The following is a 25,870-nucleotide window of genomic DNA, read 5'->3' as shown; positions in this document are numbered from 1 at the left end:
GCGACGGCGCCCGGCCGCGGCCCGCCGGGCGCGGGGCCTGGCGGACGGTCCGTCGAACCGCATCCTGGAGGAGCGCGCGATGCAGGCCCTGGTTTCTGCCTACCTCATCGCGCCGCCTCCAGGCACAGCCTCAATGCATCAGAGGCTGTAGTACATGTCGAACTCGACCGGGTGGGTCGTCATGCGCAGGCGGTTCACATCGCCCATCTTCAGGTCGATGTAGGCCGAGAGCATGTCGTTGCTGAACACGCCGCCGCGGGTCAGGAACTCGCGGTCGTTATCCAGCGCTTCCAGCGCCTGTTCGAGCGACGAGCACACGGTCGGGATCTTCGCGTCTTCTTCCGGCGGCAGGTCGTACAGGTTCTTGTCGGCCGGATCGCCCGGGTGGATCTTGTTCTGCACGCCGTCCAGGCCGGCCATCATCAGGGCCGAGAAAGCCAGGTACGGGTTGGCCAGGGGGTCCGGGAAACGCGCTTCGACGCGGCGGCCCTTCGGGTTGCCGACGTACGGAATGCGGATCGAGGCCGAACGGTTGCGGGCCGAGTAGGCCAGCTTGACCGGGGCTTCGTAGTGCGGGACCAGGCGCTTGTACGAGTTGGTGCCGGGGTTGGTGATGGCGTTCAGCGCGCGGGCGTGCTTGATGATGCCGCCGATGTAGTACAGCGCGAATTCCGACAGGCCGGCGTAGCCGTTGCCCGCGAACAGGTTCTGGCCGTCCTTCCAGATCGACTGGTGCACGTGCATGCCGGAGCCGTTGTCGCCGACGATGGGCTTGGGCATGAACGTGGCGGTCTTGCCGTAGGCGTGGGCCACGTTGTGAATGATGTACTTGGTGATCTGCGTCCAGTCGGCGCGCTGCACCAGCGTGCTGAACTTGGTGCCGATTTCGAGCTGGCCGGCGCCGGCCACTTCATGGTGGTGCACTTCGACCGGCACGCCCATCTGTTCCATCAGCAGGCACATTTCCGAACGCATGTCCTGGAAGGAATCGACCGGGGGCACGGGGAAGTAGCCGCCCTTCACGGCGGGGCGATGGCCGGTGTTGCCGCCTTCGAAATCCAGGCCGGTGGACCAGGAGGCCTCTTCCGACTTGATCTTGACGAAGGTGCCCGACATGTCGGTGTTCCAGGTCACGCCGTCAAACACGAAGAATTCGGGTTCCGGGCCGAAGTAGGCGGTATCGCCCAGGCCGGAGGACTTCAGGTAGGCTTCGGCGCGCTTGGCCAGCGAGCGCGGGTCGCGGTCATAGCCCTTCAGGTCCGAGGGTTCGACCACGTCGCACGACAGGATCAGGGTCGGCTCTTCGCGGAACGGATCCATGTTGGCCGTCGACAGATCGGGGATGAGCAGCATGTCGGAAGCTTCGATGCCCTTCCAGCCCGGGATCGAGGAACCGTCGAAAGCCTGCCCGCTTTCCAGCTTGTCTTCATCGATAGCGCTGGTGGGCACGGAAACGTGGTGCTCGCGGCCAACCGTATCGGTAAAGCGGAAATCCACGAATTTCACTTCGTTGTCGGCCATCTTTTTCAGGACGTCTTTCGGGCTTGCCATGTCATCTCCATTAGATAAAAAGGTCGAGGGCCTTGCCCGTCGACTGGCATAAATCAGGGAAGCAATATGCGTGCCAGGTTTTTCCCCAGGGATTCCCGAGGGACGGCGCTGCGGTCAGGAGGAAATGTAGCACCATTATGGTGCAAAGCATGGGGCATGCATGCCCCATGTTGGGGCATTGCCGCTACAGGAACATTTCCTGCAGGTCGTTGAGGAATCGCCAGCCCAGGGGCGTCGCCCGCAGCCGGGTGGGGTCGGCGTCCAGCAGGCCCCGTTTCGAGGCTGCCTCCAATTGGTGCGCAATCACGGCGAGGGAGAGGCCGGTGCGTTCATCGAAGCTCGACGAAGCCACGCCTTCCTTCAGGCGCAGCGCGTTCAGCATGAACTCGAAGGGCAGCTCGTCGGGGCCGACCTGCCGGCTTTCCGAGATATGGCTCCCATCGCACGCCATGGCGGCCTGCATCCAGGAATCCGGGCCGCGCAGCCGGGCCTCGCGCACGATCCGGTCGTGGAAGGACAGCTTGCCGTGGGCGCCGGGCCCGATGCCCAGGTAATCGCCGAATTCCCAGTAATTCAGGTTGTGGCGGCAGCGCGCTCCCGGCCTGGCGTAGGCCGACACCTCGTAGCGGCCCAGGCCGGCCGCGGCCAGTTCCGCCTCGACCGCGTCCTGCATGGCAGCGCTGGTATCGTCGTCCGGCAGGTCCTCCGGAGGAAACTTCGCAAAGACCGTGTTGGGCTCCATCGTCAGGTGATAGAGCGAAAGATGCTCCGTGCCGAACGCCACGGCCTGCCGCAGGTCGGCCAGACAGGCGTCCAGCGTCTGCCCGGGCAAGGCGAACATCATGTCCAGGTTCACGCGCGGCACGGCGCGCTGCGCCATCTCGATGGCCGCCCTGGCCTGGGCGGCGTCATGGATGCGCCCCAACTTTTTCAGCTGGGCGTCGTCGAAGCTCTGGATACCCAGGGAAAACCGGGTCACCCCGCTGGCCGCGTAGTCCTGGAAGCGGCCGGCTTCGGCGGTTCCAGGATTGGCCTCCATGGTGATCTCGGCGTCGGGCCAGAGATTCAGGTAGGCGCGCAGCATCGCCAGCAACTCGTCGAGCCCGGCCGAAGACAGCAGGCTGGGCGTGCCGCCGCCGATGAACACCGAGACCACCTGCCGCCCCCAGATGGAAGGCAGCGCTTGCTCCAGGTCGCTGCGCAGGGCGTCCAGGTAGGCGCGCTCGGGAATCCCGCCACCGGGCGCGGCGTGCGAATTGAAATCGCAATACGGGCATTTGCGCACGCACCAGGGCACGTGCACATAGACCGACAGGGGCGGCAGGCTGGTCAGCGCGGCGCCGGCCGGCGGTTTCGGGCGCGAGGAAGGCGCGCCCATGTCGTTGCGGATGGGGATGATGATGGACATGCGTGATTCCTGGACCCGGCGCCCTGGGGCGCCCTCCTCAAGCCTGGCTCAGCTTGCCCAGCAGTTCGCGCAGCGCGCGGGCGCGGTGGCTGACCTGGTTCTTCTCCTCCGGGTCGAGGGTGGCGGCGGTCAGCGCCAGGTCGGGCAGGTAGAAGTGCGGATCGTAGCCGAAGCCGTTGGCGCCCTCGGGCGGGTCGATGATCTCGCCGTGCCACAGGCCCTCGCCGATCAGCGGCCGCGGATCGTTCTCCGAGCGCACCAGGGCCAGCACCGCCACGTACCACGCGCTGCGGTCCTCGATGCCGGCCAGTTTGCTCACCAGCAACGCGTTATTGGCCTGATCGGACTTCTCGCCGCCGTGCATCTGGGCATAGCGCGCCGAATAAACGCCCGGCGCGCCTTCCAGCGCGGCCACGCACAGGCCCGAATCGTCGGCCAGGGCCGGCAGCCCGGTCAGGCGGCTGGCATGGCGGGCCTTGGCCAGCGCATTCTCCACGAAGGTAACGTGCGGCTCTTCGGCTTCGGGCACGCCGAGCTCGCCCTGGGGGACCAGTTCTATGCCCAGGGGGGCGAACAGGGCCGAGAATTCGCGCAGCTTGCCGGCATTGTTGGACGCCAGCACGACGCGGCGCAGGGAATCGGGAATCTTGGGAGCAGTCATGGGGCAAATTGTATAGCGGCGGCCCACGCGCGCCGGCCGGTACCCCTGCGGGCCGGATGCGCAAAACCAATCCGTTGTTGACAGGCCCATGGCGGCGGCTGAAGATGGCGCGCCAGTCGTCGGCGCAACAACGCAGACATATTTTGTTGTCAATATGGCCAACTTGTCACTGATCGTATCTGAACGCACCGGCGATGGACCCTCTTCACGCTTTGCCCCGGCCGGCCGCGGCCCGCGCGCCCTCCTCCAACCCGGACCGCGCGTCCGCGCACGTGAACCTCGCCGGGATCCTGCGCGAACGGCTGCTGCGCCCGCGCTTCCAGCCGGTCGTTGACCTGCCGCACAGCCGGGTCTATGGCCACGAAAGCCTGATCCGCGGGCCGGCCGATACGGCCCTGCATTTCCCCGACGCGCTGTTCGCCGAAGCGCGCCGCCAGGGGCTGCACCCGCAGCTCGAACTGGCCAGTTTCCGCGCGGGCGCGCAAGGCTTCCAGCGCCACGACGCCTCCGGCATGCTGTTCCTGAACCTGTCCGGCTCGGCCCTCATCCATTACTGGACGCTGTGGGGCGACGAGATGCCCCGGCGGCTATTGAAGGATTGCGCGCTCGCGCCGTCCAGCATCATTGTCGAATTGACCGAGCAGGATCCGCTGTCCGAGCACATGGATGAAGTGGCCAGCGCATTCGCCTGCCTGCGCGAGCACGGCATGCGCGTTGCGCTGGATGACTATGGCGTGGGCAATTCCAATCTCCAGCTGTGGTCCGAGATGCAGCCGGACCTGGTCAAGATAGACCGCTATTTCTTCGACGGCATCGGGCAGGACGAACGCAAGCAGAACATGGTGCGCGCCATCCTGAAGGTGGCGCAGCACCTGGGCACCGCGATCGTGGCCGAAGGCATCGAAACCGCCGAAGACCTGGCCGTGGTGCGCGAGCTGGACATCCGCTATGCCCAGGGCTGGTTCCTGGGCCGGCCGGACGAAATGCTGCTGACCGAACTGGCCCCGCCCCTGCGCGACTCATTGCGGGCGCGCACGCCGGCGTCCGCGCCGCAGCGCGCCGCCGGCGGCACGGCCGCCAGCCTGCGCGTCGAGGCGCCCGCCGCCTTGCTGCCCGAACACACCAACGACGACGTGCACCGGCTCTTCATCGAGCACAAGGGCATGCATGCGGTGGCGGTGGTGGATGCCGACAACCGCCCGGTCGGCATCATCAACCGGCGCGACTTCCTGGAGCATTACGCGCAACGCTATACGCGCGAACTGTTCGGCCGCGACGCCTGCTCGACCTTCATGAACGCCGAACCGGTGCTGGTGGACCTGAACGTGTCCATCGACCAGTTGAGCCACGTGCTGATCTCCGAGGACCAGCGCTACCTGATGGACGGCCTGATCATCACCCGCGAGGGCCGCTACGACGGCCTGGCCACCGGCGAAACGCTGGTGCGCTCGGTGACCGAAATGCGCATCGAGGCCGCGCGCTACGCCAATCCGCTGACCTCGCTGCCCGGCAACATTCCCATCAGCCGGCACATCGCCACCCTGCTGGAGGACGCGGACGATTTCACGATCTGCTATGGCGACCTGAACAATTTCAAACCGTTCAACGACGTCTACGGCTATTGGCGCGGCGACGACATGATCATGCTGACCGCCGAGGTCATCAAGCGCCACTGCGATCCGCAGCGCGACTTCGTGGGCCATGTGGGCGGAGACGATTTCGTGGTGCTGCTGCGCAGTTCGGACTGGATGGACCGCGTCCGCCGCATCATCGCGGAGTTCAACGAACGCGCCATCGACCTGTATGACGACGAAGGCCGCCGCAACGGCGGCATCGAGGCCGAGGACCGCTACGGCGTGCCCCGCTTCTTTCCCTTCGTGACGCTGGGGGTGGGCGCCCTCACCGTCACGCCCTCCCTATGCGAGCGCATCCGTCCGGAGGACATCGCGTCGGCCGCCGCCCACGTCAAGCACAAGGTCAAGCACGGGAACCTGTCTCTGGTGACCGAGCGCTACGCCGGCGCTCCCCTGCCGCAGATCGACGGCTGAGTCCCGCCCCGCGCCGCCCGGCGCGGCGATCCGGAACACCGCGACGGCCCGGCGCAGTCCCTGGGCCTGGGCTTCCAGGGCTGCGGCCGCCGCGGCGGTCTGCTCCACCATGGCGGCATTTTCCTGGGTGGAACGTTCGATATCGGCCACCGCGTCATTCACCGATGCGATGCCCGCGGCCTGCTCCGCCGTGGCGCTGGAAATCTCGGCCACGATCTGCGTCACCCGGTCCACGGACACGACCATGTCGCGCATGGTCTCGCCCGCCAGGCCCACCTGGCGCACGCCGGCCTCGACCCGCGAGGCCGAGTCCTCGATCAGGCCCTTGATTTCCCTGGCGGCCTGCGCGCTGCGCTGGGCCAGCGAGCGCACCTCGCCCGCCACCACCGCGAAGCCCTTGCCCTGCTCGCCCGCGCGGGCCGCCTCCACGGCGGCGTTGAGCGCCAGGATATTGGTCTGGAAGGCAATGCTGTCGACCACGCCAACGATCTCGCCGATCCGGCGCGCGCTGTCGGCGATGCCGCGCATGCTTTGCACCACTTCCTCGACGGCCTGCCCCCCCCGCTGCGCCAGCTGCGTGGCGCCCCGCGCCTGCCGGCTGGCCTGGTCCGCATTGCCGGCGGTCAGTTGCACCGTATGCGCCAGCTGCATCAGATTGGCCGCGGCCTCCTGCAGCGAGCCCGCCTGGCGGGCGGTGCGGTCCGACATGTCCGCGCCGCCCGCGGCGATCTCGCCCGAGCCCGTATGGATTTCCTCCACCCCCTGCCGTACCGACGACACGGCCGCCGACAGGCCGCTCTGCATGCGCCGCATCGCGCAATACAGCACGCCGATCTCATTGTCGCCACGCATGGCGATCGCTCCCGTCAGGTCGCCATCGGCGATGCGGTCGAAGTGCGAGCCGGCCTCGTTCAACGGCCTCAGAATGCCGCGGTGGAACGCCAGCCGGATCAGGAGCGCCAGCAGCGCCACCATCGCCAGCACGCCGGCCGCGACCACGATCACGCGCTCCAGCATCAGGCTGGCTCCCGCCACCGCCGCCTGTCCCTGCTGCCGGGCATAGGCCTGGTAGGCGTCCGCCTGCTTGATGTAATTGGCGCCGCTGGCCGGCAGCGCTTTGTCGACCAGCCGGTTCACCTCGATCCCGTTCCAGCCCTTGATGGCGGCCAGCATGGGCGCCAGCGTCTGGTCCGCGAAGGCGGCGTGGGCCGCCAGCACCTGGTCGAACAGCGGCGCGCCCCGCGCGCCCGTGTCGGGGTTCGCGCGCAGGCGCGCCAGGCTGGTCGCGGCCTGCTTGAGCAGCGCGTCCGCGTGGCCCAGCGACTGGTCGCGGGCTTCTTCCAGGCCGCTTTCCATGGCCGTCTTGGCGTCCGTCAGCGCGGCGCGGGCCTGGAACAGCCGGCTCGTCATGTCCGACAGGTCGCTGGCCCGCTCGATGCTGCCCCGGCCCAACGCTTCGATATCCGCGCGGTTCTCGCGCAGCACGGCAATGCCGCCCGCCGCGGCGACGGCGAACAGCACCACAAACAACGCAAGAATGGCTGACAACGCCGTCGTGACCCTGATGTTTTTCCGCATATCCGTCCGTGTGTTACCTGGCCGCCCCCGGCGGCCTTGGCGCGAATTATGGACACCCAGTTTGGCAATTTCTTGACACAACCCGGGGGCCGGGCTGACAAACTCCCGTCATGAAACCGCGCTTTTGCGAACAGGAACCCCGTATTAACCAATTGTGAATTGGCAGGGGCGGCGCCTTGCGGCACATTCAACCCTGTACCGAACCATTACCCATCCAGAAACAGCCTCATGCACAACGCCTCCCACGCCTACCAGGACATCCGCGAAGCCGTGCGCGATCTCTGCGCCCAGTTCCCCTCCGAATATTTCCGCAAGGTCGACGAAGAACGCGGCTACCCCGAAGCGTTCGTCAACGCCCTGACCGAAGCAGGCTGGCTGGCGGCCCTGATCCCGCAGGAATACGGCGGTTCCGGCCTGGGCCTGACCGAAGCCTCGGTCATCATGGAAGAGATCAACCGCAGCGGCGGCAATTCCGGCGCGTGCCACGGGCAGATGTACAACATGGGCACCCTGCTGCGCCACGGCTCGGAAGCCCAGAAGCGTGAATACCTGCCCCGCATCGCGGCCGGCCAGCTGCGCCTGCAATCCATGGGCGTCACCGAGCCCACCACCGGCACCGACACCACCAAGATCAAGACCACAGCCGCCAAGCGCGGTGACCGCTACGTCATCAACGGCCAGAAGGTCTGGATTTCGCGCGTGCAGCATTCCGACCTGATGATCCTGCTTGCCCGCACCACGCCGCTGGAACAGGTCACCCGCAAGTCGGAAGGCATGTCCATCTTCCTGGTCGACCTGCATCACGCCGTCAAGCACGGCATGACGATCCGGCCCATCCCCAACATGGTCAACCACGAGACCAACGAACTCTTCTTCGACAATCTGGAAATCCCCGAAGAGAACCTGATCGGCGAGGAAGGCAAGGGCTTCAAGTACATCCTGGACGGTCTCAACGCCGAGCGCACCCTGATCGCCGCCGAATGCATCGGCGATGGCTACTGGTTCGTGGACAAGGTCACCGCCTACGCCAAGGAGCGCATGGTGTTCGGGCGCCCCATCGGCCAGAACCAGGGCGTGCAGTTCCCCATCGCCCGCGCCCATATCAACGTGGAAGCGGCCAGCCTGATGCGCTACGAGGCCTGCCGCCTGTTCGACGCCCACCAGCCTTGCGGCGCGCAGGCCAACATGGCGAAGCTGCTGGCGGCCGACGCCTCCTGGGAGGCGGCCAACGCCTGCCTGCAGTTCCATGGCGGCTTCGGCTTCGCCAACGAGTACGACGTCGAGCGCAAGTTCCGCGAAACCCGTCTCTACCAGGTCGCGCCCATTTCGACGAACCTGATCCTGTCCTACGTCGCCGAACACATCCTGGGCCTGCCCCGCTCCTTCTGACAAGCCAGCCATCCATGACCGCAGCCAAAGACACCCCGCACCTGAGCGCCGAACTGGCGGCATTTGCCGCCAATCTGCGCTACGAAGACATCCCCGCGCCGGTCCTGCGCCGCGCCGAAGACCTGCTGCTGGACTGCCTGGCCTCCATCCTGGCCGGCGCCTCCGCCCGGGCCGTGCAGGCCATCGAACACTACGCCGCCGCCATGGGCCCGGCCGACGGCGCCAGCGAAGTCCTGATCACCCGCCGCCGCACCACTGCGCTGTTCGCCGCCATGGTGAACGCGGCCGCCGCCCACGTGGTCGAGCAGGACGACGTGCACAACGGCTCGGTGTTCCACCCCGCCGCGGTCGTGTTCCCGCCCGCGCTGGCGGTGGCCCAGGCCCTGGGCCGCTCCGGCCGCGACCTGCTGGTCGCCGCCGTCGCCGGCTATGAGGTAGGCATCCGCGTGGGCGAGTACCTCGGCCGTTCCCATTACAAGATCTTCCACACCACCGGCACCGCCGGCACCCTGGCCGCCGCCGTCACCACCGGCCGCCTGCTCAACCTGTCCCCGGAAGCCATGCTGAATGCGCTGGGCTCCGCGGGCACTCAGGCCGCGGGCCTCTGGGAATTCCTGCGCGACGCCGCCGACTCCAAGCAGCTGCACACCGCCAAGGCCGCGGCCGACGGCATCACCGCCGCCTACCTGGCGCAGGACGGCTTCACCGGCGCGCGCCACATCCTGGAAGGCCCTCAAGGCATGGCCGCCGGGATGTCGACCGACGCCGACCCGAGCCGCCTGTGCGACCGGCTGGGCGAGCGCTGGGCGCTGATCGAAACCTCGTTCAAGTTCCATGCCTCGTGCCGCCACACCCATCCGGCCGCCGACGCGCTGCAGCAGGCGCTGCGCGAGAACGGCCTGACCGAGGCCGACATCGAGCGCGTCGTCGCCCACGTGCACCAGGGCGCCATCGACGTGCTCGGCCCCGTCGTGAATCCGCAGACCGTGCACCAGTCCAAATTTTCCATGGGCACCGTCCTGGCCCTGATCGCCCGGCAAGGGCGCGCGGGCCTGGCCGAATTCGACGCCGGCCTGGACGACCCGGGCGTCGCCGCGTTCCGCGGCAAGGTCGAAATGGAGCTGGATCCGGAAGTCGACGCCGCGTATCCCCAGCGCTGGATCGGCAAGGTCACCGTCCATACGCGCGACGGCCGCAAGCTGCACAGCCGCGTGGACGAGCCCAAGGGCGATCCTGGCAATACCCTCAGCCGCCCCGAGATCGAGGACAAGACGCTAAGCCTCGGCCGCTATGCCGGCGCCGCGACCGAACAGGAACTGCGCGGCCTGATCGATACGATCTGGAACCTCGAAAAAGCGGAAAAAGTGGGGATGCTGCTGCCCAAGGCGTAAAGGCGCGCGGGACGGGTTGGCGGGCCGTCTTTCGCGGCGCGCCAGCCGCGCTCCCTGGGCGAATCAGGCCAGCGCCGCCCGCTGGGCCCGCACCAGGCCGGCGATGCCCGACTCGGCCAGCACCAGCATGGTATCGAGCTCCGCGCGCGTGAAGGTCGCGCCTTCGCCCGTGCCCTGCACTTCGACGAAGGCCCCGCCGCCCGTCATGATGACGTTCACGTCGGCGTCGCACGCCGAATCCTCCTGGTAATCCAGGTCCAGCACCGCGCGTCCATCCACCAGGCCGACCGACACCGCCGCGACCGCGTCGCGGATCGGGTTGGCGGCCAGGTCGCCGCGCTTCATCAGCAGGGCCACCGCGTCGGCGGCCGCGACCCAGGCGCCGGTGATGCTGGCGCAGCGCGTGCCGCCGTCGGCCTGCAGCACGTCGCAGTCCAGGTGCAGCGTGCGCTCTCCCAACGCCTTCATGTCGAATACCGCTCGCAGGCTGCGGCCGATCAAGCGCTGGATTTCCTGCGTGCGTCCGCTTTGCTTGCCGCGCGCCGCTTCGCGGTCCCCGCGCGTGTGCGTGGCCCGCGGCAACATGCCGTATTCGGCCGTTACCCAGCCTTCCCCCTTGCCCTTCAGGAATGGCGGTACCTTCTCCAGTACGCTGGCCGTGCACAGCACATGGGTATTGCCGGCCTTCACCAGCACTGAGCCTTCGGCGTAACGCGTGTAGCCGCGTTCGAGGCTGAACGGCCGCAGTTCGTCGACGGCGCGGCCCGACGGACGGGCGATGGAGGGGGCGATAGTCACAGGCAGGCTCCAGACATGGCATTGATTGGCGGCATTGTACGGGGTGGCGCCGCAGGAAACCGCCGCTTGGAGTATCCTGCCGCGATATATCCGGTTCGACGCCCTCCGCCGGCGCGGCGGGCATCGGCGCAACCGGCCCCGACACATGCATCACCAGGACACCCACACCATGATTCGCAGCATGACCGCCTTCGGCAACGCCCGAGCAGACCTGGAACAAGGCACGCTGGCGCTCGAATTGCGCAGCGTCAACAGCCGGTTCCTGGACCTGTACTTCCGCCTGCCCGACGAATTGCGCCACGTGGAGACGCCGCTGCGCGAGTTGCTGACGGCGAACCTCGGACGCGGCAAGGTCGAGATCCGCGTTTCCTATACCCGCAACGCCAGCACCGATCTGTCCAAGCTGGATCCCTCCTGGCTGGAAAGCCTGGCCGAACAGTTGCAGGCGGCCCGCCGCATCGTCCCCGACATTGCCCCGCCCCGCCTGGTGGAACTGTTCAACTGGCCCGGCCAGCGCGCCAACGACTCGCTGGACCCGCAAGCCTGGGGCGCGGCCTGCATGCAGGCCGCCCAGCAGGCGTTGACCCAGTTGCAGGAAGGCCGCGCGCGCGAAGGCGAGCGCCTGGCCGGCATGATGCGCGAATGCGCCGACGGCGTGGCGCGCATTGTCGAGACCGTGCAGGCCCACCTGCCCCAGCTGCTGGCCGACCATCGCGACAAGCTGGCGGCCAAGCTGCGCGAAAGCGTGGAATCCGCCTTCCCCGGCGGCTTCACCCACATTTCCGGCGCTGAACTTTCGGAACGCCTGTCGCAGGAGGCCAATCTGTTCGCGCTGCGCATCGACGTGGCCGAAGAGTTGTCGCGCCTGCGCTCGCACCTGGAAGAGCTGCGCCACCTGCTCACCGACGGCGGCGGCAAGCAATCCGGCAAGAAGCACGCCGGCAGCGCCGGCAAGCGCCTGGATTTCCTGTTCCAGGAAATGAACCGCGAGGCCAACACCCTGGGCTCCAAGGCCGGCAGCATGGACGTCACCCGCGCCGCGATGGACCTGAAGCTGCTGATCGAGCAGATGCGCGAGCAGGCGCAGAACATCGAGTGAGGCCCGGGGGCGGAGAAAGCAGCTCGTTCTCCTGCCCCCTCCGTGCGGCGCTCAGCGCGCCTCGCCCGCCGCGGGCTCGCCGCGCAGCGCCGAATCCAGGTATTGGCTGCGCGCCCGCGCATCCGGGAACCGCATGTCGCGGTAGCTGACGAAGCGCGATCCGCGCGCCAGGCGGTAGCCCGCCCAGATCAGCAGGAACAGCGGGATGCCGATGTAGGTCGCCACCACCCCGCCCCAATCGATCTTGTCCCGCAGGAACGCCTGGTAGTTCTGGCCCAGGGTGATGATCAGGCACAGCACGAACGCGAAGATCGGGCCGAAGGGGAAGAACGGCGACACATAGGGCAGATCGGCCAGGTTGTGGCCCTGCTTGAGGTAGCCGCGGCGGAAGCGGTAGTGGCTGATCGCAATGCCCAGCCACGCGATGAAGCCCGTCATCCCCGACGTGTTGAGCAGCCAGATGTAGACGGCGTTGGGGCTGAAAACGAAGGTGAAGAAGCACAGCGCCGCGACGGCGGTCGTGGCCAGCAGCGCCCACAGCGGCACCCCGCTGCGCGAGATGCGGCCGAAGATGCGGGGCGCCTTGCCTTCGCGGGCCAGGCTGTACAGCATGCGCGTGGCCGCGTACATGCCCGAATTGCCCGCCGACAGCACGGAGGTCAGCACCACGGCGTTCATGACCGACGCCGCCCCGAGCAGGCCGGCGCGTTCGAAGATCAGGGCGAACGGGCTGACGCTGATGTCCTCGACCTCGTTGCGCAGCAAGTGCGGGTCGGTATAGGGAATGAGCAGGCCGATCACCAGGATCGCCATCACGTAGAACAGCAGGATGCGCCAGAACACCTGGCGCACCGCGCGCGGCAGGTTGCGGGCCGGATCCTTGGATTCGCCCGCCGCGATGCCGATCAGCTCGGTCCCCTGGAAGGAAAAGCCCACCACCATCGCCACGCCGATCAGCGCGGCGAAGCCGCCGGCGAAAGGCGCGTCGCCCACCGTCCAGTTGGCCAGGCCGCCGGCTTCCCCGCCGCGGATGATGCCCAGCAGCATCATCACGCCCATGGCGACGAACCCCAGGACCGCAATCACCTTGATCAGGGCGAACCAGAATTCCGCCTCGCCGAAGCCGCGCGCCGACATTGCGTTCAGGCCGAAGGTCAGTGCCAGGAACAGCGCGCTCCAGTAGAAGCCCGGCACGTCCGGGAACCAGTACGCCATGACGAGCTGCGCGGCCACCAGGTCCACCGCCACCGTCACCGCCCAGTTGTACCAATAGTTCCAGCCCAGCGCGAAGCCGAAGCCGTCCTCGACGTAACGGGCGCCATAGGTGGAAAAGGATCCCGATACCGGCATGGCCGCGGCGAGTTCGCCCAGGCTGGTCATCAGGAAATAGACCATGATGCCGATCAGCACATAGCCCAGCAGCGCGCCGCCCGGACCGGCACGGGCGATGGTCGCCCCCGAGGCCACGAACAGCCCGGTGCCGATGGACCCGCCCACCGCGATCATCGTCAGGTGCCGCGCGGATAGCGAGCGGCGCAGCTCGGATGGCCGGCCGGCCTCCGCCCCGCGCGTGCCGCCCGCGCGGCGTTCATCGTGTTCCGATGGTGCCAAAATGCATTCCTTCAGGTCATGAAGGCACGGGCGCGAGACGCGCCGGGTGCCTTGGGATTTCCAAGCAACCGGCGAGAATAGCGCAAGAGGCGCCTACAGGCGAAATGAAAGCATCTGGGGGACGGATCGATCGGCCGCAGCCGCCGGCCCTCCCCGCGCCTATTGGAAGGCCGTTTCCATGAACGTGCGCAGCTTGCGAGAATGCAGCCGTTCCGGCGGCATGCCCCGCAGGCGCTCCAGCGCGCGGATGCCGATTTCCAGATGCTGGTTCACCTGGCGGCGATAGAAGGCGCTGGCCATGCCGGGCAGCTTCAATTCACCATGCAGCGGCTTGTCCGACACGCACAGCAAGGTGCCGTAAGGCACCCGGAAACGGAAGCCGTTGGCGGCGATGGTGGCGGATTCCATGTCCAGCGCGATCGCCCGGGATTGCGCAAAGCGCTCCACCAGCTCCACGTGGTCGCGCAGTTCCCAGTTGCGGTTGTCGATGGTGGCGACCGTGCCGGTGCGCATGATGCGCTTCAGGTCCCAGCCCGACAGCCCCGCCACCTCCTCCACGGCCTGCTCCAGCGCCACCTGCACTTCGGCCAGCGCCGGCACGGGGACCCACGTGGGCAGGTCGTCGTCCAGCACGTGGTCCTCGCGCACGTAGCCGTGGGCCAGCACGTAGTCGCCCAGGCGCTGGGAGTCGCGCAGGCCCGCGCAATGGCCCAGCATCAGCCAGGCATGCGGCCGCAGCACCGCGATGTGATCGGTGATCGTCTTGGCGTTGGACGGGCCCACGCCGATATTCACCAGCGTGATGCCGGAATGATCGCCGCGCACCAGATGGTAGGCCGGCATCTGCGGCAGGCGGACCGCCTGATCCTCGTCGCCCGGACCGCTTTCCCCGCGCCGCGTGATCCGGTTGCCCGGTTCCACCAGCATTTCGTAGTCTTCGTTGCCGCTGGCCATCAGGGCGCGCGCCCGGGCGCAGAACTCGTCGACGTAGAACTGGTAATTCGTGAACAGGACGAAGTTCTGGAAGTGCGCCGGCGCGGTCGACGTATAGTGCTGCAGGCGGTGCAGCGAATAGTCCACCCGCTGCGCCGTGAACGGCGCCAGCGGCTTGGGCTCGCCCTCCTTGCCGCGCCATGAACCGTTGACGATCGCGTCGTCCGTCACCGCCAGGTCCGGCACGTCGAACAGGTCGCGCAAGGGGCGCTTGAGCGCCTCGAGGTGCTCGCCTTCGACATAGGCGCCCTCGGGAAAGGCGAAATGCAGCGGGATCGGCGAATCGGACTCGCCCACTTCCACCGCCACGCGGTGGTTCTGCAGCAGCTGGCTCACCTGTTCGATCAGGTAATCCCGAAACAGCCCCGGCTGGGTGACGGTGGTCTGGTAGACGCCGGGTTCGGCCACGTGGCCGTACGAAAGCCGGGTATCGATCGGGTCGTAGGTTTCGACCACGATGCGGATGGCCGGATAGTAGGCGCGGGCGCGTTCCCGGCCGTTGCTGCCGGCCCCTTTCAGGACGTCTCGGAAGGCGGCGCGCAGGAAAGCGGTATTGCGCGCATAGATTTCGATCAGCCGATCCACCGCCGACACGGCGTCCTGGAAAGGCTCGAAAGGCATGGGGTCGGGCCGGTTCATGGAGGACAACGGGTGTACTGCGTTCATCATCGAGCTCTGCTCCGCTTTCTTATGTGTGTTTCAGCGGCCGCTCGCGGCTTGCCGTGCCGAAGAGGCCGATCCTGCCGATTATGCCCGAGCCCGCGGCAGAACAAGCGTCACATTCCCGCCCGGGCCCGGCCACCGCGCGGGCGCCTTCCCCTCGCCGCGGCGCGTAACGTCCCCGGACAATAATGCTGCATTGCACTACAAATGTAATGAAACTTTATTCCATTACAATGTCATGGCATTCCGGGTCCATGCGTCCTGGAATCGCCCCCTTTCCGCCGGCTTGCCCTCCCAGGCACAGCCATGCCGCCCACTCCGAGTTCTGAAGTGACGTAATGACGCCGCCCACGCGAAAAGCCCGAATTGCCAATTTCCGCATTCCCGTATTCCTGTCAGCGCCCATCCTTGCCCTGACCCTCTCCTGGATCCCGGACGCCGCCCAGGCCTCGCTCCGGTCCGAAGCCCGCCCGACGCTCAACGGCCTGCGCCTGGCGCAAGAGCCCACCGTCCCCACCCTGCGCGAACGTGTCGTGCAGGCCGGCCTGGAAGCGATCGGCACGCCCTATAGCTGGGGCGGCGACGACGCCGAAGGTTTCGATTGCAGCGGCCTGGTCTTGTACGTGTTCCGCGAGATCGCCGGGCTGGAGCTACCCCGCACCGCCCGCGCCCAGCGCACGGCGGGCGAATCCGTCGGCAACAAGAAAGAACTGCGCCCCGGCGACCTGGTCTTCTTCGCCACGCGCGGCCGCGGCGTGACCTCGCACGTAGGCATCTACATCGGCCAGAACCGATTCGTCCATGCGCCGCGCCGCGGCACCAAGGTCCGCGTGGACGAAATGCAGAATTCCTATTGGGCCAAGCGCTACGTCGGCGCCCGGCGCTACCTGGATACGAAACAGGGCCAGATGCTGGCCCAGGCGTCTCCCCGCTGACCGGGGAATCGGGCAGCGCAACGCGCGGCCCGGGGGGCGGCACCGCAGCCTGCCGCGGCGCGTCGCGACTGGCGCGCTGCCGCAGGCTGGACGCGTCTTCAGCCGCGCCCGACAAACGGCATGTTGGTGGCCATGATGGTCATGAACTGCACATTGGCTTCCAGCGGCAGGCGCGCCATGGCGGCGACCGCCTGCGCCACGTGAGCCACATCCATGCGCGGCTCGACCTTCGTGCTGCCGTCGGCCTGCAGAATGCCCGCCGCCATGCGCTCGGTCATGTCGGTCGCCGCGTTGCCGATATCGATCTGCCCGCAGGCGATGTTGTAGGGCCGGCAATCCAGCGAAATCGATTTGGTCAGCCCCGTCACCGCATGCTTGGTGGCGGTATAGGCGATGGAGAACGGCCTGGGCGCATGCGCGGAGATCGAGCCGTTGTTGATGATGCGCCCGCCGCGCGGATTCTGCGCCTTCATCACGCGGATGGCCGCCTGCGCGCACAGGAACATGCCGGTCAGGTTGGTGTCGACCACCTCGCGCCAGAGCGAGACCGGCAGCTCTTCGATGGGCATCGCCGGGGCGCCGCGCCCGGCGTTGTTGAACAGCACGTCCAGGCGGCCGTATTCCCGCTGCGTGGCATCGAACAGATCGCGCACCGCCTGCTCATCGGACACATCCGTGGGCAGCACCAGCGCCCGCACGCCATCCTCGCCGGCGGCAGTGCGGGTCGCTTCCAGCGGATCGCGCCGGCGGCCGGCCAGCACGACCCGATAGCCCTGCGCCAGGAATTCCAGCGCCACCGCGCGGCCTATGCCGGTACCGGCGCCGGTGACCAGCGCTACGCGCGGGGGGTCGATATCGTTCGTCTGCATCGGATTCTCCTTGTTATCGATCGGCGAAATGCTACCCGAATCGTTCTGGCGATGCTGCAAGCGAAGGTTCCAGCCGTGACATATGCCTAGCCTTCACACGCAAGTAAAGATTACCCGGGCCGGACCGCGCCCGCGGCGCGCCACCCGGCGCCCCGGACCTCGGGGCGATGCGCCCTGGGGAACACCCCGCGCCACGTCGCGATTCATGGCCGCGCCTCTACCCCGGATCGAGCGCCGCGCGTGCCATCGATTGGACAACCTCGTGTTGATCCGTCACAACTATTTATATAATTATTGGAAATTAGCTTATTACCAAAAATCCAATATCTACGGAGCAGGTCTCATGTCCCGATCCTTCCCCGGCGCGCTGATACTAGGCGCGCTGTTGGCCGCCTCGGCCGGCGCGCAAGCCGCGCCGGACGGCAAGCAAATCAGCGCGCAGGGCGCGAACGGCGCGCCCGCCTGTGTCACCTGCCACGGCGCCCGTGGCGAAGGCAATCCGGCCGCCGGCTTTCCGCAATTGGCGGGGATGGGCGGGCGCTACCTGGAGGAACAGCTGAACGCCATGGCCAATGGCTCGCGCGTCAGCCCGGTCATGGCCGCCACCGCCAAGGCCCTGGATCCGGCCCAGCGCCAAGCCGTGGCGCGCTACTACGCCGCGCAGCCCTCGGCGCTGGACATCGACCGGCTCGCCGCCACCGCCATGCATCCGGCCAAGCCCGCGGACACCGGGGCGTGGCTCGCCACGCGCGGAGCCTGGGACAAGAACGTCCCCGCCTGTAACCAGTGTCATGGGCCAGGCGGCATCGGCGTGGGGGAGAACTTCCCCGCCCTGGCCGGGCAGCCCGCCGCCTATATCGCGGGCCAGTTGCGCGCCTGGCGGCAGGGCCAGCGCCCTCCCGGCCCGCTGGGCCTGATGCCGGCCGTCGCCACCCGGCTTTCCGACGACGAGATCGACGCCGTGTCCGCCTACTATGCCGGCCTGCCCAAGACGGCCGATTCGCTTGCCGCGCAAGCCAACGCCTCCGCGGGAGCCAAGCAATGACCGTCATCCGCCTGCGCCTCCTGCTCGCCGCCGCCGGCCTCGCCGCCTCCGCGTCACTCCACGCCGCCGAGCCCCGCCCCGCATTCACTCCGCCGTCGGCCGCCTCGCTGCCCGACACCGCCTTCGGCAAAACCGTGCGCGAAGGCGAGCAGATCTTCCTGCACACTCCCCAACTGGCCGGCAAGTTCGTCGGCAACGACCTGAACTGCGCCAGCTGTCACCTGGACGCCGGCCGGCGGCCCGATTCGGCGCCCATGTGGGCCGCCTATGTGCTGTACCCCGCATACCGCGCCAAGAACGGCCACGTGAACACCCTGGCCGAACGCCTGCAGGGCTGCTTCCGCTTCAGCATGAACGGCAAAGCGCCTCCGGCGGACGATCCGACGCTCACCGCGCTGCAGACCTATATGTTCTGGCTGGCCAGCAAGGCGCCCACCGGCGTGGTGCTGGAGGGCCAGGGCTACCGCAAGCTGCCGCCCCCGGCCCGCAAGGCCGACTACCTGCGCGGCAGCGAGGTCTACGCGCAATATTGCGCCGTCTGCCACGGCGCGGAAGGCCAGGGCCAGAAGCACGGCAAGCACTGGGTGTTCCCCGCCCTGTGGGGGCCGGACTCCTTCAACTGGGGCGCGGGCATGCACCAGATCGGCAATGCCGCCGGCTTCATCAAGGCGAACATGCCGCTCGGGCAGGCTGGCATGCTGAGCGACCAGGAGGCGTGGGACGTCGCCTATTTCATGAACGCGCATGAGCGCCCGCAGGATCCGCGCTACACGGAATCGGTCGCGGCGACCCGGGCCAAGTACCACGACTCCGACGACTCCTTGTACGGGATCGAAGTCAACGGCCACCTGCTCGGCAGCAGCGCTCCCGCGCCCGGCGGCAGACTCGGCGCCGGCCCCGCCAAGACCGGCGGCTGAACGCCGCGCGGGATGCGCCGCGCGGCCCGGCCAGGGTTTTCCTCCTGCCGGGCCGCGCGATTTGCTATCCTTTCAGTCTTAGCACCAAGCCCGATAACAATTCATGCACGCCAATCCCGGAAACGTCTTCATGGTCGTCGCGCCCAGCGGCGCCGGCAAGTCCAGCCTGGTCAAGGCCTTGCTGCAGCAAGACCCTTCCATCCTGCTCTCCATTTCCTGCACCACCCGCGCGCCGCGCCCCGGCGAAGAAGACGGCCGCGAGTACCGTTTCGTGTCCACGGACGAATTCCAGCGCCTGCGCGAGGCGCAGAACCTGCTGGAATGGGCGGAAGTGCACGGCAATTTCTACGGCACGCCGCGAGACCGGATCGACGAAGCCACGCGCGCCGGGCGCGACGTGCTGCTAGAAATCGATTGGCAGGGCGCGCGCCAGGTCAGGCAGCGCTTCCCGGGCGCGATCGGCGTCTTCGTGCTGCCGCCCTCGATCGAAGAACTCGAGAGCCGGCTGAAGGCGCGCGGCCAGGACGAACCGCAAGTCATCGCCCGCCGGCTGATGGCTGCGGGCGGCGAAATCGCCCACGCGCCTGAATGCGAATATGTTATTATTAATCAAGAATTTAGCGTAGCCTTGTCGGAACTGACTCAAATCGTCAGCGCCGCGCGGCTGCGTTTTTCGTCTCAGGCCGCCCGTCACAGCCAGTTGTTCTCGCAACTCGGCATCCCGGCCGAGCACTGAGCCGAACGCATTCTCCCTATCCTCCATCAGCACCAGGTGTCCTAATGGCTCGCATTACCGTCGAAGACTGTCTGAATCAAATCCCCAATCGTTTCAAGCTCACGCTGGCCGCCACCTACCGCGCCCGCGAGCTGGCGCAAGGCCATGCCCCGCGCCTGGACAGCAAAGACAAGCCCACGGTCACTGCCCTGCGCGAAATCGCGGGCGGCCTCACCGGCGTGGAAATGCTGCGTAAAGTTCCGACCTGATCGTTTCCGGGGGGCGGCAAGCATGGCTTTTCCCGGGCTGAAGTATGCTTCATCTGGTCTGCTTGCCGCGCTGCGTGCCGGCTCCCGTCTCGGGCGCCGCACCGGCAAGAAGGACAAGAACCTCCCCGCGCCACCGTCCGTCGCCGCTCAAGAAGCGGCGGACGCGACCTCCTCTCCGGTTGCTTCGCTGGCGCCGCTGACCGAAATCATCGGCAGCTACCTCGACAAGAAAGACGTAGAGCGCGTGCGCGAAGCCTATCGCTTCGCCGACCAGGCGCATCTGGGCCAGTTCCGCGCCAGCGGCTCGCCCTATATCTCGCACCCCATCGCCGTCACCGAAATCTGCGCGGGCTGGAAGCTCGACGTCAACGCCTTGTCCGCCGCCCTGCTTCACGATGTCATGGAAGACCAGGGCATCGCCAAGCACGAGCTTGCCGAGAAATTCGGCCCCGAAGTCGCCGAGCTGGTCGACGGCCTGTCCAAGCTGGACCGCCTGGACTTCGCCACCAAGGCCGAGCAGCAGGCGGAGAGCTTCCGCAAGATGCTGCTGGCGATGGCGCGCGACGTGCGCGTCATCCTCATCAAGCTGGCCGACCGGCTGCACAATATGCGCACGCTGGACGCGGTCAATCCCGAGAAACGCCGCCGCATCGCGCGCGAAACGCTGGACATCTACGCGCCCATCGCGCACCGGCTGGGCTTGAACCTGCTGTTCCGCGAGCTCCAGGACCTGTGTTTCGCGGCGATGTACCCGAACCGCTACCAGGTGCTGTACAAGGCCGTTCTGGCCGCGCGCGGCAACCGCCGCGAAGTCATCACCAAGATCGCCGATTCGGTGCGGGCCGCCCTGCCGGCCGCCGGCATCGAGGCCGAGGTCACGGGCCGCGAAAAGACGCTGTTCGGCATCTACCGCAAGATGGTCGACCAGAAGAAATCCTTCTCGGACGTGCTCGACATCTACGGCTTCCGCGTCATCGTGCACACGCTGCCGGAATGCTATCTGGCGCTGGGCACGCTGCATCAGCTGTACCGCCCGGTCCCCGGCAAGTTCAAGGACTACATCGCCATTCCCAAGGTGAACGGCTACCAGTCCCTGCACACCACGCTGGTCGGCCCCTACGGCACGCCCGTCGAATTCCAGTTCCGCACGCGCGACATGCATCACGTGGCGGAAGAAGGCGTCGCCTCGCACTGGCTGTACAAGGGCGCCGACCTGACCCTCAACGACCTGCAGAAGCGCACCCACCAGTGGCTGCAATCGCTGCTGGACATCCAGAGCCAGACCGGCGATTCCGGCGAGTTCCTGGAGCACGTCAAGGTCGACCTCTTCCCCGACGCGGTCTACGTGTTCACACCGCGCGGCAAGATCATTTCGCTGCCCCGCGGCGCCACCCCGGTGGACTTCGCCTACGCGATCCACACCGACATCGGCAACCAGGCGGTGGCGGCCAAGGTCAACGGCGAGTTCGTGCCGCTGCGCACCGAGCTCAACAGCGGCGACACGGTCGAAATCGTCACCTCGCCCGCTTCCCGCCCCAACGCGCAGTGGCTCAACTACGTGCGCACCGGCCGCGCCCGCTCCGAGATCCGGCACTACCTGCGCACCGTCAAGTACGAAGAGTCCGTAGCTTTCGGCGAACGCCTGCTGGGCCAGGCGCTGCAGGAGCTGCGCATGCCGCTGCCCGCCACGGACGACCCGGCCTGGCAGAAGCTGGCCCGCAGCACCGGCGCCAGCTCCCGCGAGGAAATCCTGGCCGACATCGGGCTGGGCAAGCGCCTGGCGGCCGTCGTGGCCCGCCGCTTCGCGCCCGAGCACCAGCTCGTCGCCACCACCGCCGCGGCCGTGGACGAGCTGACCTCGGCGCGCAGCGCTCCCATCCTGATCCAGGGCAACGAAGGCCAGGCCGTGCAGTTGGCGCCCTGCTGCGGCCCGCTGCCTGGCGACCCGATCGTCGCGGGCATGCGCATGGGCCACGGGCTGGTGGTGCATACCGCCGACTGCCCCGTCGCCCTGCGCCAGCGCCTGCGCGAACCGGAACGCTGGATCAACGTGGCCTGGGACACCCACACCGCCAAGCACCTGGCCACCCGCCTGGACATCGTCACGCGCAACGAGCGCGGCGTGCTGGGACGCCTGGCCGCGGAAGTCACCGCGGCGGACGCGAACATCATGCACGTCACGATGCACGATGACGCGGTCTCGACGGTATCCCTGCACCTGACCATCCAGGTGGACAGCCGCAAGCACCTGGCGCAGGTCATCCGCGCCATCCGGCATGTGCCGCAGGTGCAGAAGATCGTGCGGGTGAAGGGCTAGCGCGGCCCCTCGGCAGCCTCAGGCCACGTGCTGCAGGAAGTCCTTCAGGCGCTGGCTCGGGGGATTGCCGAGCAGCTCGGCCGGAGGGCCATCGTGGGCGATCTTGCCCGCGTCGATGAAAATCAGGCGGCTGCCCACCTTGCGGGCGAATTCCATTTCGTGCGTGACGACCACCATGGTCATGCCCTCTTCCGCCAGGTCTCTCATGACCTTGAGCACTTCATGGCGCAGCTCCGGATCCAGGGCAGACGTGGGCTCGTCGAACAGCATCAGTTTGGGCTTGATCGCCAGCGCCCGCGCGATCGCGACGCGCTGCTGCTGCCCCCCTGAAAGCTCGGCCGGATAGTGGTTCATGCGCTCGGCCAGGCCCACCTTGGCCAGCAGGCTCTCGGCCAGCTCGCGCGCCTCGGCGCGGCTCTGACCCCGCGTATGCACGGGGCCGAACATGACGTTCTCCAGCGCCGTCATCTGCGGAAACAGGTTGAACTGCTGGAACACCATGCCGGCCTCGCGGCGGATCTCGCGCACTTGCGCCGCCCCGCCGTTCACGCTCAGGCCATCCACCAGCAGATCGCCGCCGTCGATGGTCTCGAGCACATTGATGCAGCGCAGGAACGTGGACTTGCCGGAACCCGACGGGCCGACCACCACCACGACCTCGCCCGCATCGATGTTCAGCGAGATGCCGTCGAGCACCGTGGATTCGCCGAAGCGCTTGGTGACGTTGTGAAATTCGACCATGCTCATAGTATGCGCATCCTCTTCTCCACCAGATGCAGGGTCAGCGCCATCAGGCCGGTCAGGATCAGGTAAACGATGGCGACCGCCGACCAGATCTCGACCGCGCGGAAGTTGCTCGCCATGATCTCCTGGCCCTGCCGCGTCAGTTCGGCCACCCCGATCACGATGAAGAGCGAGGAATCCTTCAGGCTGATGATGCACTGGTTGCCCAACGGCGGGATCATGCGCCGGAACGCCACCGGCCCGATGATATGGAAGAGGATCTTGTGGAACGGCAGGCCCATGGCCTGGCCCGCTTCCTTCAGGCCCTTGTGCACGGACAACAGCGAACCGCGCACGATCTCGGAAATGTAGGCGCCCGAATTGATGATCAGCGTGGCGATGGCTGCCCATTCCGCGTCCACCCGGATGTCGGCCAGCAGCGGCAAGGCGAAGTAGATGAACATCACCTGCACGACGATGGGCGTTCCGCGGATGACCGCGACATAAATCTGCGCGATGGCCGAGAGGATGGGATGCCCGTAGGCTCGCGTCACGCCGGATAGCGCCCCCAGCAGGAAGCCGCCGAACAAGCCCCAGAAGGTGATCTTGATGGTCATCAGCGTACCCTCGAGCAAATTGGGTAGCGCGTCTTTGATTACAGCCCAGTCAAACTCCACGATATTCCCCCCTGGATCCGGCATTGCGGCCAAGTACGGCAGGCGCCCGCTGGCGGCGGGCGCCTCGGAAGCGATTCAGCGCCGGCGGTCAGGGCTTCTTGCCGAACCACTTCTCGTAGATGGCGTCGTACTGGCCGTTGGCCTTCAGCGTGGCGAGCGCCTTGTTGACCTGGGGCACCAGTTCGCTGCCCTTGGGGAAGGCAATGCCGTAGAAATCGCCGCTCTTGACCGAGCCCACCACCTTCACGCGGCCCTTGCCCGCCGTGTTGGCGTAGTACTGCACGTTGGGCGTGTCGTGCACGGCGGCGTCGACGCGGCCCGTGGCCAGCTCCAGGTAGGCGTTGTCGATGTTCGGGAACAGCTTGAGCTTGGCGTCCGGCACCTGGGCCTTCAGGAAGTCCACCGTGGCGGTGCCGGTCTTGACCGCGACGGTCTTGCCGGACAGCGACTTGGCGTCCTTGATGTCGGTGTTCTTCTCGCCCACCAGGATGGCCAGGCCGCTTTCGTAGTAGGGATCGGAGAAGTCGATGACCTTCTTGCGGTCGTCGCGGATGGTGATGCCGGCCAGCGCCGCATCGATGTTCTTGGTCTGCAGGCCGGGAATGATGCCGGCGAAGTCCATCGGCTGCAGCTTGTACTTCAGGTTGAGTTCCTTGGCGATTGCCGCCCAGAGATCGATGTCGAAGCCCGTGTAGGTGTTCCCCTGCTTGAATTCGAACGGAACGAAAGCGGTATCGGTGGCCACCACCAATTCCTTGCCTTGGGCATGGGCGCCGGAGGCGGCGCCGAACATGGCCACGGACAGGCCGACCAGCGCGGCGGCGACTTTGCGTTTGATCATGAAACTCTCCTCTTGGGGACCGTCGGCACCCCGGGGTTGTTGTAGGGGCATGATTCCTGGGCTACGCCGGGGTCTCCGGAGCAACTTACTGGCGATCTTAACGCATCCGTCCCCACCCGGTGGAGCTTAGAAAAATTACAATCCGCAGGACACCCGGAGATTCCCCATGGCCTACAAATACGAACGCATCGCCGGAAACCGGCGCCAGGTCGGCCTGGCGCTGGGCAAACTGGCCCGCCCGATCATGTCCGCCTATCTGGAGCAAAGCGGCACATGGGAGGCCCTGCGGCCGTGGCGCGGCCACCGCTTCCTGGATGAACTCGCGCAGCAGGCTCAGGCGGCCGTTCCCGCCATCTGGGAAGAACTCGAGGGGCTGGCCGAAGGCCTGCGCCTGCCGTTCGAGGACGTGCTGCTCTGGAACTGCCGCGGGGATCTCCTGCACAGCACGGCCGACGGCTGCACGTCGGTCGCCCTGAAGACCCCGGACGGCGCGCGCTGGATCGCGCACAATGAAGACGGCGACCCTTATCTGCGCGGGCGCTGCTGCCTGGTCGACGTCGCGCTGGAGGACGCGCCGGGCTATCTCAGCTTCTACTACCCCGGCTCCCTGCCCGGCCACACTTTCGGCGCCAACCGCGCGGGCCTGGTCCAGACCATCAACAACCTGCGCACGCGCCAGCGGCATCCGGGCGTGCCGCGCATGCTCCTCGCGCGCGCGGCGCTGGATTGCCCGACCCTGGACGACGCGCTCTCGTTGCTGAGCGAACTGCCGCACGCCGGCGGATTCCACCACCTGCTGGGGGCCGCGGGCGATCCGCGCCTGTTCAGCGTCGAGGCCGCTCCCGGCGCCATCTCCATCCTCGAGACCGGCACCCGCTACGGTCATTCCAACCACATGGTGCATGCCGAGACCCGCGGGCTGGCCCAGATCGTCACCGATTCGTCCCGCGCCCGCCAGAACCGCATCGAAAGAATCGTGGACGGCTGGTCCACCGGCGCCGGCAGCGAGGACCTGCTGGACGCCCTCCACGACACCGAGGGCGAGTTGCCCATCCTGCGCACCGCGCAGGACGATCCCGACGAGGAAAACACCCTGGCCACCGCGGTCTTCGAGATCCGCGACGACGAGGTCACGCTGCGGGTCTACGACCGCAAGCGCAAGGCGGAAATCGTCCTGGACGTGATGTCCGACCCGGATGAGGCGTAGGATCGGTGTAGCGCGGCAGTTCCTGGGGGAAAACCCAGGTATCCAGCGCGCGCAACCCATGCGGCCGTGGGCGGATTGTTTTCAGCCGATCCCCGGCACAATCCATTCCCTGCCCCATGGGTTTCGCGCGCCGGAGGTCGATGTTCTAGCTTAAGGACTCTCGCG

At 67.2% G+C, this 25,870-nt stretch carries 21 protein-coding genes and 1 pseudogene; 11 read left to right on the top strand and 11 right to left on the bottom strand.

What is annotated here, in order from left to right; genetic code table 11:
- Window positions 1-138 precede the first annotated feature (138 nt).
- The 3 genes from glnA to rdgB all read right to left on the bottom strand — a co-directional run bounded on the left by glnA (window position 139) and on the right by rdgB (window position 3,620).
- Entirely contained in the window at window positions 139-1,551 is a 1,413-nt protein-coding gene (glnA, locus tag ACN6PJ_RS02020; protein WP_427994221.1) for a type I glutamate--ammonia ligase, read from the bottom strand.
- A gap of 184 nt (window positions 1,552-1,735) precedes the next feature.
- Window positions 1,736-2,959 (bottom strand): radical SAM family heme chaperone HemW, encoded by a 1,224-nt coding sequence (gene hemW / locus ACN6PJ_RS02015; protein WP_427994220.1) that lies wholly within the window; start codon window positions 2,957-2,959, stop codon window positions 1,736-1,738.
- 37 nt (window positions 2,960-2,996) lie between these two features.
- On the bottom strand, window positions 2,997-3,620 hold the full coding sequence (gene rdgB / locus ACN6PJ_RS02010; protein WP_427994219.1) for an RdgB/HAM1 family non-canonical purine NTP pyrophosphatase: 624 nt from the start codon (window positions 3,618-3,620) through the stop codon (window positions 2,997-2,999).
- A gap of 194 nt (window positions 3,621-3,814) precedes the next feature.
- On the opposite strand from rdgB, the gene ACN6PJ_RS02005 reads away from it, so the two are divergent.
- Window positions 3,815-5,668, top strand: coding sequence for an EAL domain-containing protein (locus ACN6PJ_RS02005; protein WP_427994218.1), 1,854 nt, complete (start codon window positions 3,815-3,817; stop codon window positions 5,666-5,668).
- Window positions 5,669-5,812: 144 nt separating this feature from the next.
- Here the strand turns inward: ACN6PJ_RS02005 and ACN6PJ_RS02000 are convergent.
- A pseudogene (locus ACN6PJ_RS02000) lies at window positions 5,813-7,246 on the bottom strand (methyl-accepting chemotaxis protein); the annotation flags it as partial.
- Window positions 7,247-7,474: 228 nt separating this feature from the next.
- Between ACN6PJ_RS02000 and ACN6PJ_RS01995 the strand changes: the two are divergent.
- Complete coding sequence (locus ACN6PJ_RS01995) at window positions 7,475-8,635, top strand: acyl-CoA dehydrogenase family protein (protein ID WP_427994217.1); 1,161 nt, start codon at window positions 7,475-7,477, stop codon at window positions 8,633-8,635.
- 14 nt (window positions 8,636-8,649) lie between these two features.
- Window positions 8,650-10,026, top strand: a complete 1,377-nt coding sequence (locus ACN6PJ_RS01990) for an MmgE/PrpD family protein (RefSeq protein WP_427994216.1) — start codon at window positions 8,650-8,652, stop codon at window positions 10,024-10,026.
- 63 nt (window positions 10,027-10,089) lie between these two features.
- Here ACN6PJ_RS01990 and rph read toward each other — a convergent pair whose 3' ends face one another.
- Window positions 10,090-10,824 (bottom strand): ribonuclease PH, encoded by a 735-nt coding sequence (gene rph / locus ACN6PJ_RS01985; protein ID WP_427994215.1) that lies wholly within the window; start codon window positions 10,822-10,824, stop codon window positions 10,090-10,092.
- A 169-nt stretch (window positions 10,825-10,993) separates the two neighbouring features.
- Here rph and ACN6PJ_RS01980 point away from each other — a divergent pair, with 169 nt between their 5' ends.
- Window positions 10,994-11,923 carry a YicC/YloC family endoribonuclease gene (locus ACN6PJ_RS01980; protein ID WP_427994214.1) on the top strand — a complete coding sequence of 310 codons (930 nt, stop codon included), beginning with the start codon at window positions 10,994-10,996 and terminating at the stop codon, window positions 11,921-11,923.
- A 51-nt stretch (window positions 11,924-11,974) separates the two neighbouring features.
- On the opposite strand, the gene ACN6PJ_RS01975 is transcribed toward ACN6PJ_RS01980, so the two are convergent.
- Together ACN6PJ_RS01975 and ACN6PJ_RS01970 are read right to left on the bottom strand one after the other, a co-directional pair.
- Window positions 11,975-13,462, bottom strand: a complete 1,488-nt coding sequence (locus ACN6PJ_RS01975) for an amino acid permease (protein ID WP_427994458.1) — start codon at window positions 13,460-13,462, stop codon at window positions 11,975-11,977.
- A 231-nt stretch (window positions 13,463-13,693) separates the two neighbouring features.
- On the bottom strand, window positions 13,694-15,196 hold the full coding sequence (locus tag ACN6PJ_RS01970; protein ID WP_427994213.1) for an AMP nucleosidase: 1,503 nt from the start codon (window positions 15,194-15,196) through the stop codon (window positions 13,694-13,696).
- A gap of 332 nt (window positions 15,197-15,528) precedes the next feature.
- Here ACN6PJ_RS01970 and ACN6PJ_RS01965 point away from each other — a divergent pair, with 332 nt between their 5' ends.
- Window positions 15,529-16,125 carry a C40 family peptidase gene (locus ACN6PJ_RS01965; RefSeq protein WP_427994212.1) on the top strand — a complete coding sequence of 199 codons (597 nt, stop codon included), beginning with the start codon at window positions 15,529-15,531 and terminating at the stop codon, window positions 16,123-16,125.
- A gap of 98 nt (window positions 16,126-16,223) precedes the next feature.
- Here ACN6PJ_RS01965 and ACN6PJ_RS01960 read toward each other — a convergent pair whose 3' ends face one another.
- A complete protein-coding gene (locus tag ACN6PJ_RS01960) occupies window positions 16,224-16,994 on the bottom strand; it encodes an SDR family oxidoreductase (RefSeq protein WP_427994211.1) in 771 nt (256 codons plus the stop codon).
- A 343-nt stretch (window positions 16,995-17,337) separates the two neighbouring features.
- Between ACN6PJ_RS01960 and ACN6PJ_RS01955 the strand changes: the two genes are divergently transcribed.
- The 5 genes from ACN6PJ_RS01955 (at window position 17,338) to ACN6PJ_RS01935 (ending at window position 22,257) form a co-directional block, all read left to right on the top strand.
- Complete coding sequence (locus ACN6PJ_RS01955; RefSeq protein ID WP_427994210.1) at window positions 17,338-18,039, top strand: c-type cytochrome; 702 nt, start codon at window positions 17,338-17,340, stop codon at window positions 18,037-18,039.
- Window positions 18,036-18,956 (top strand): c-type cytochrome, encoded by a 921-nt coding sequence (locus ACN6PJ_RS01950; protein ID WP_427994209.1) that lies wholly within the window; start codon window positions 18,036-18,038, stop codon window positions 18,954-18,956. The genes ACN6PJ_RS01955 and ACN6PJ_RS01950 overlap by 4 nt, the downstream gene beginning before the upstream one ends.
- Window positions 18,957-19,059: 103 nt before the next feature.
- Window positions 19,060-19,692: a guanylate kinase gene (gene gmk, locus ACN6PJ_RS01945; RefSeq protein WP_427994208.1), complete on the top strand. Its 633-nt coding sequence runs from the start codon at window positions 19,060-19,062 to the stop codon at window positions 19,690-19,692.
- 44 nt (window positions 19,693-19,736) lie between these two features.
- The gene (rpoZ, locus tag ACN6PJ_RS01940; protein WP_006219679.1) at window positions 19,737-19,940 is read left to right on the top strand and encodes a DNA-directed RNA polymerase subunit omega; all 204 of its coding nucleotides are present in this window, start codon (window positions 19,737-19,739) and stop codon (window positions 19,938-19,940) included.
- Between the two features lie 22 nt (window positions 19,941-19,962).
- A complete protein-coding gene (locus ACN6PJ_RS01935) occupies window positions 19,963-22,257 on the top strand; it encodes a RelA/SpoT family protein (protein WP_427994207.1) in 2,295 nt (764 codons plus the stop codon).
- Between the two features lie 18 nt (window positions 22,258-22,275).
- Here ACN6PJ_RS01935 and glnQ read toward each other — a convergent pair whose 3' ends face one another.
- From glnQ to glnH, 3 genes are all read right to left on the bottom strand, one after another.
- Window positions 22,276-23,004 (bottom strand): glutamine ABC transporter ATP-binding protein GlnQ, encoded by a 729-nt coding sequence (glnQ, locus tag ACN6PJ_RS01930; protein WP_427994206.1) that lies wholly within the window; start codon window positions 23,002-23,004, stop codon window positions 22,276-22,278.
- Window positions 23,001-23,657, bottom strand: coding sequence for a glutamine ABC transporter permease GlnP (glnP, locus tag ACN6PJ_RS01925; protein WP_427994205.1), 657 nt, complete (start codon window positions 23,655-23,657; stop codon window positions 23,001-23,003). Before glnP ends, glnQ begins: the two co-directional genes overlap by 4 nt.
- A gap of 88 nt (window positions 23,658-23,745) precedes the next feature.
- A complete protein-coding gene (glnH, locus tag ACN6PJ_RS01920; protein ID WP_427994204.1) occupies window positions 23,746-24,498 on the bottom strand; it encodes a glutamine ABC transporter substrate-binding protein GlnH in 753 nt (250 codons plus the stop codon).
- A 166-nt stretch (window positions 24,499-24,664) separates the two neighbouring features.
- Here glnH and ACN6PJ_RS01915 point away from each other — a divergent pair, with 166 nt between their 5' ends.
- Window positions 24,665-25,705, top strand: a complete 1,041-nt coding sequence (locus tag ACN6PJ_RS01915) for a C45 family autoproteolytic acyltransferase/hydolase (protein ID WP_427994203.1) — start codon at window positions 24,665-24,667, stop codon at window positions 25,703-25,705.
- The last annotated feature ends 165 nt before the right edge of the window (window positions 25,706-25,870 follow it).

This window comes from Achromobacter sp., from assembly GCF_050285585.1.
In the GTDB taxonomy this organism is placed as follows: Bacteria; Pseudomonadota; Gammaproteobacteria; order Burkholderiales; family Burkholderiaceae_B; genus Achromobacter.
Note: the sequence above shows the minus strand (reverse complement) of the source record. Positions and strands in the feature narration are given on the sequence as shown.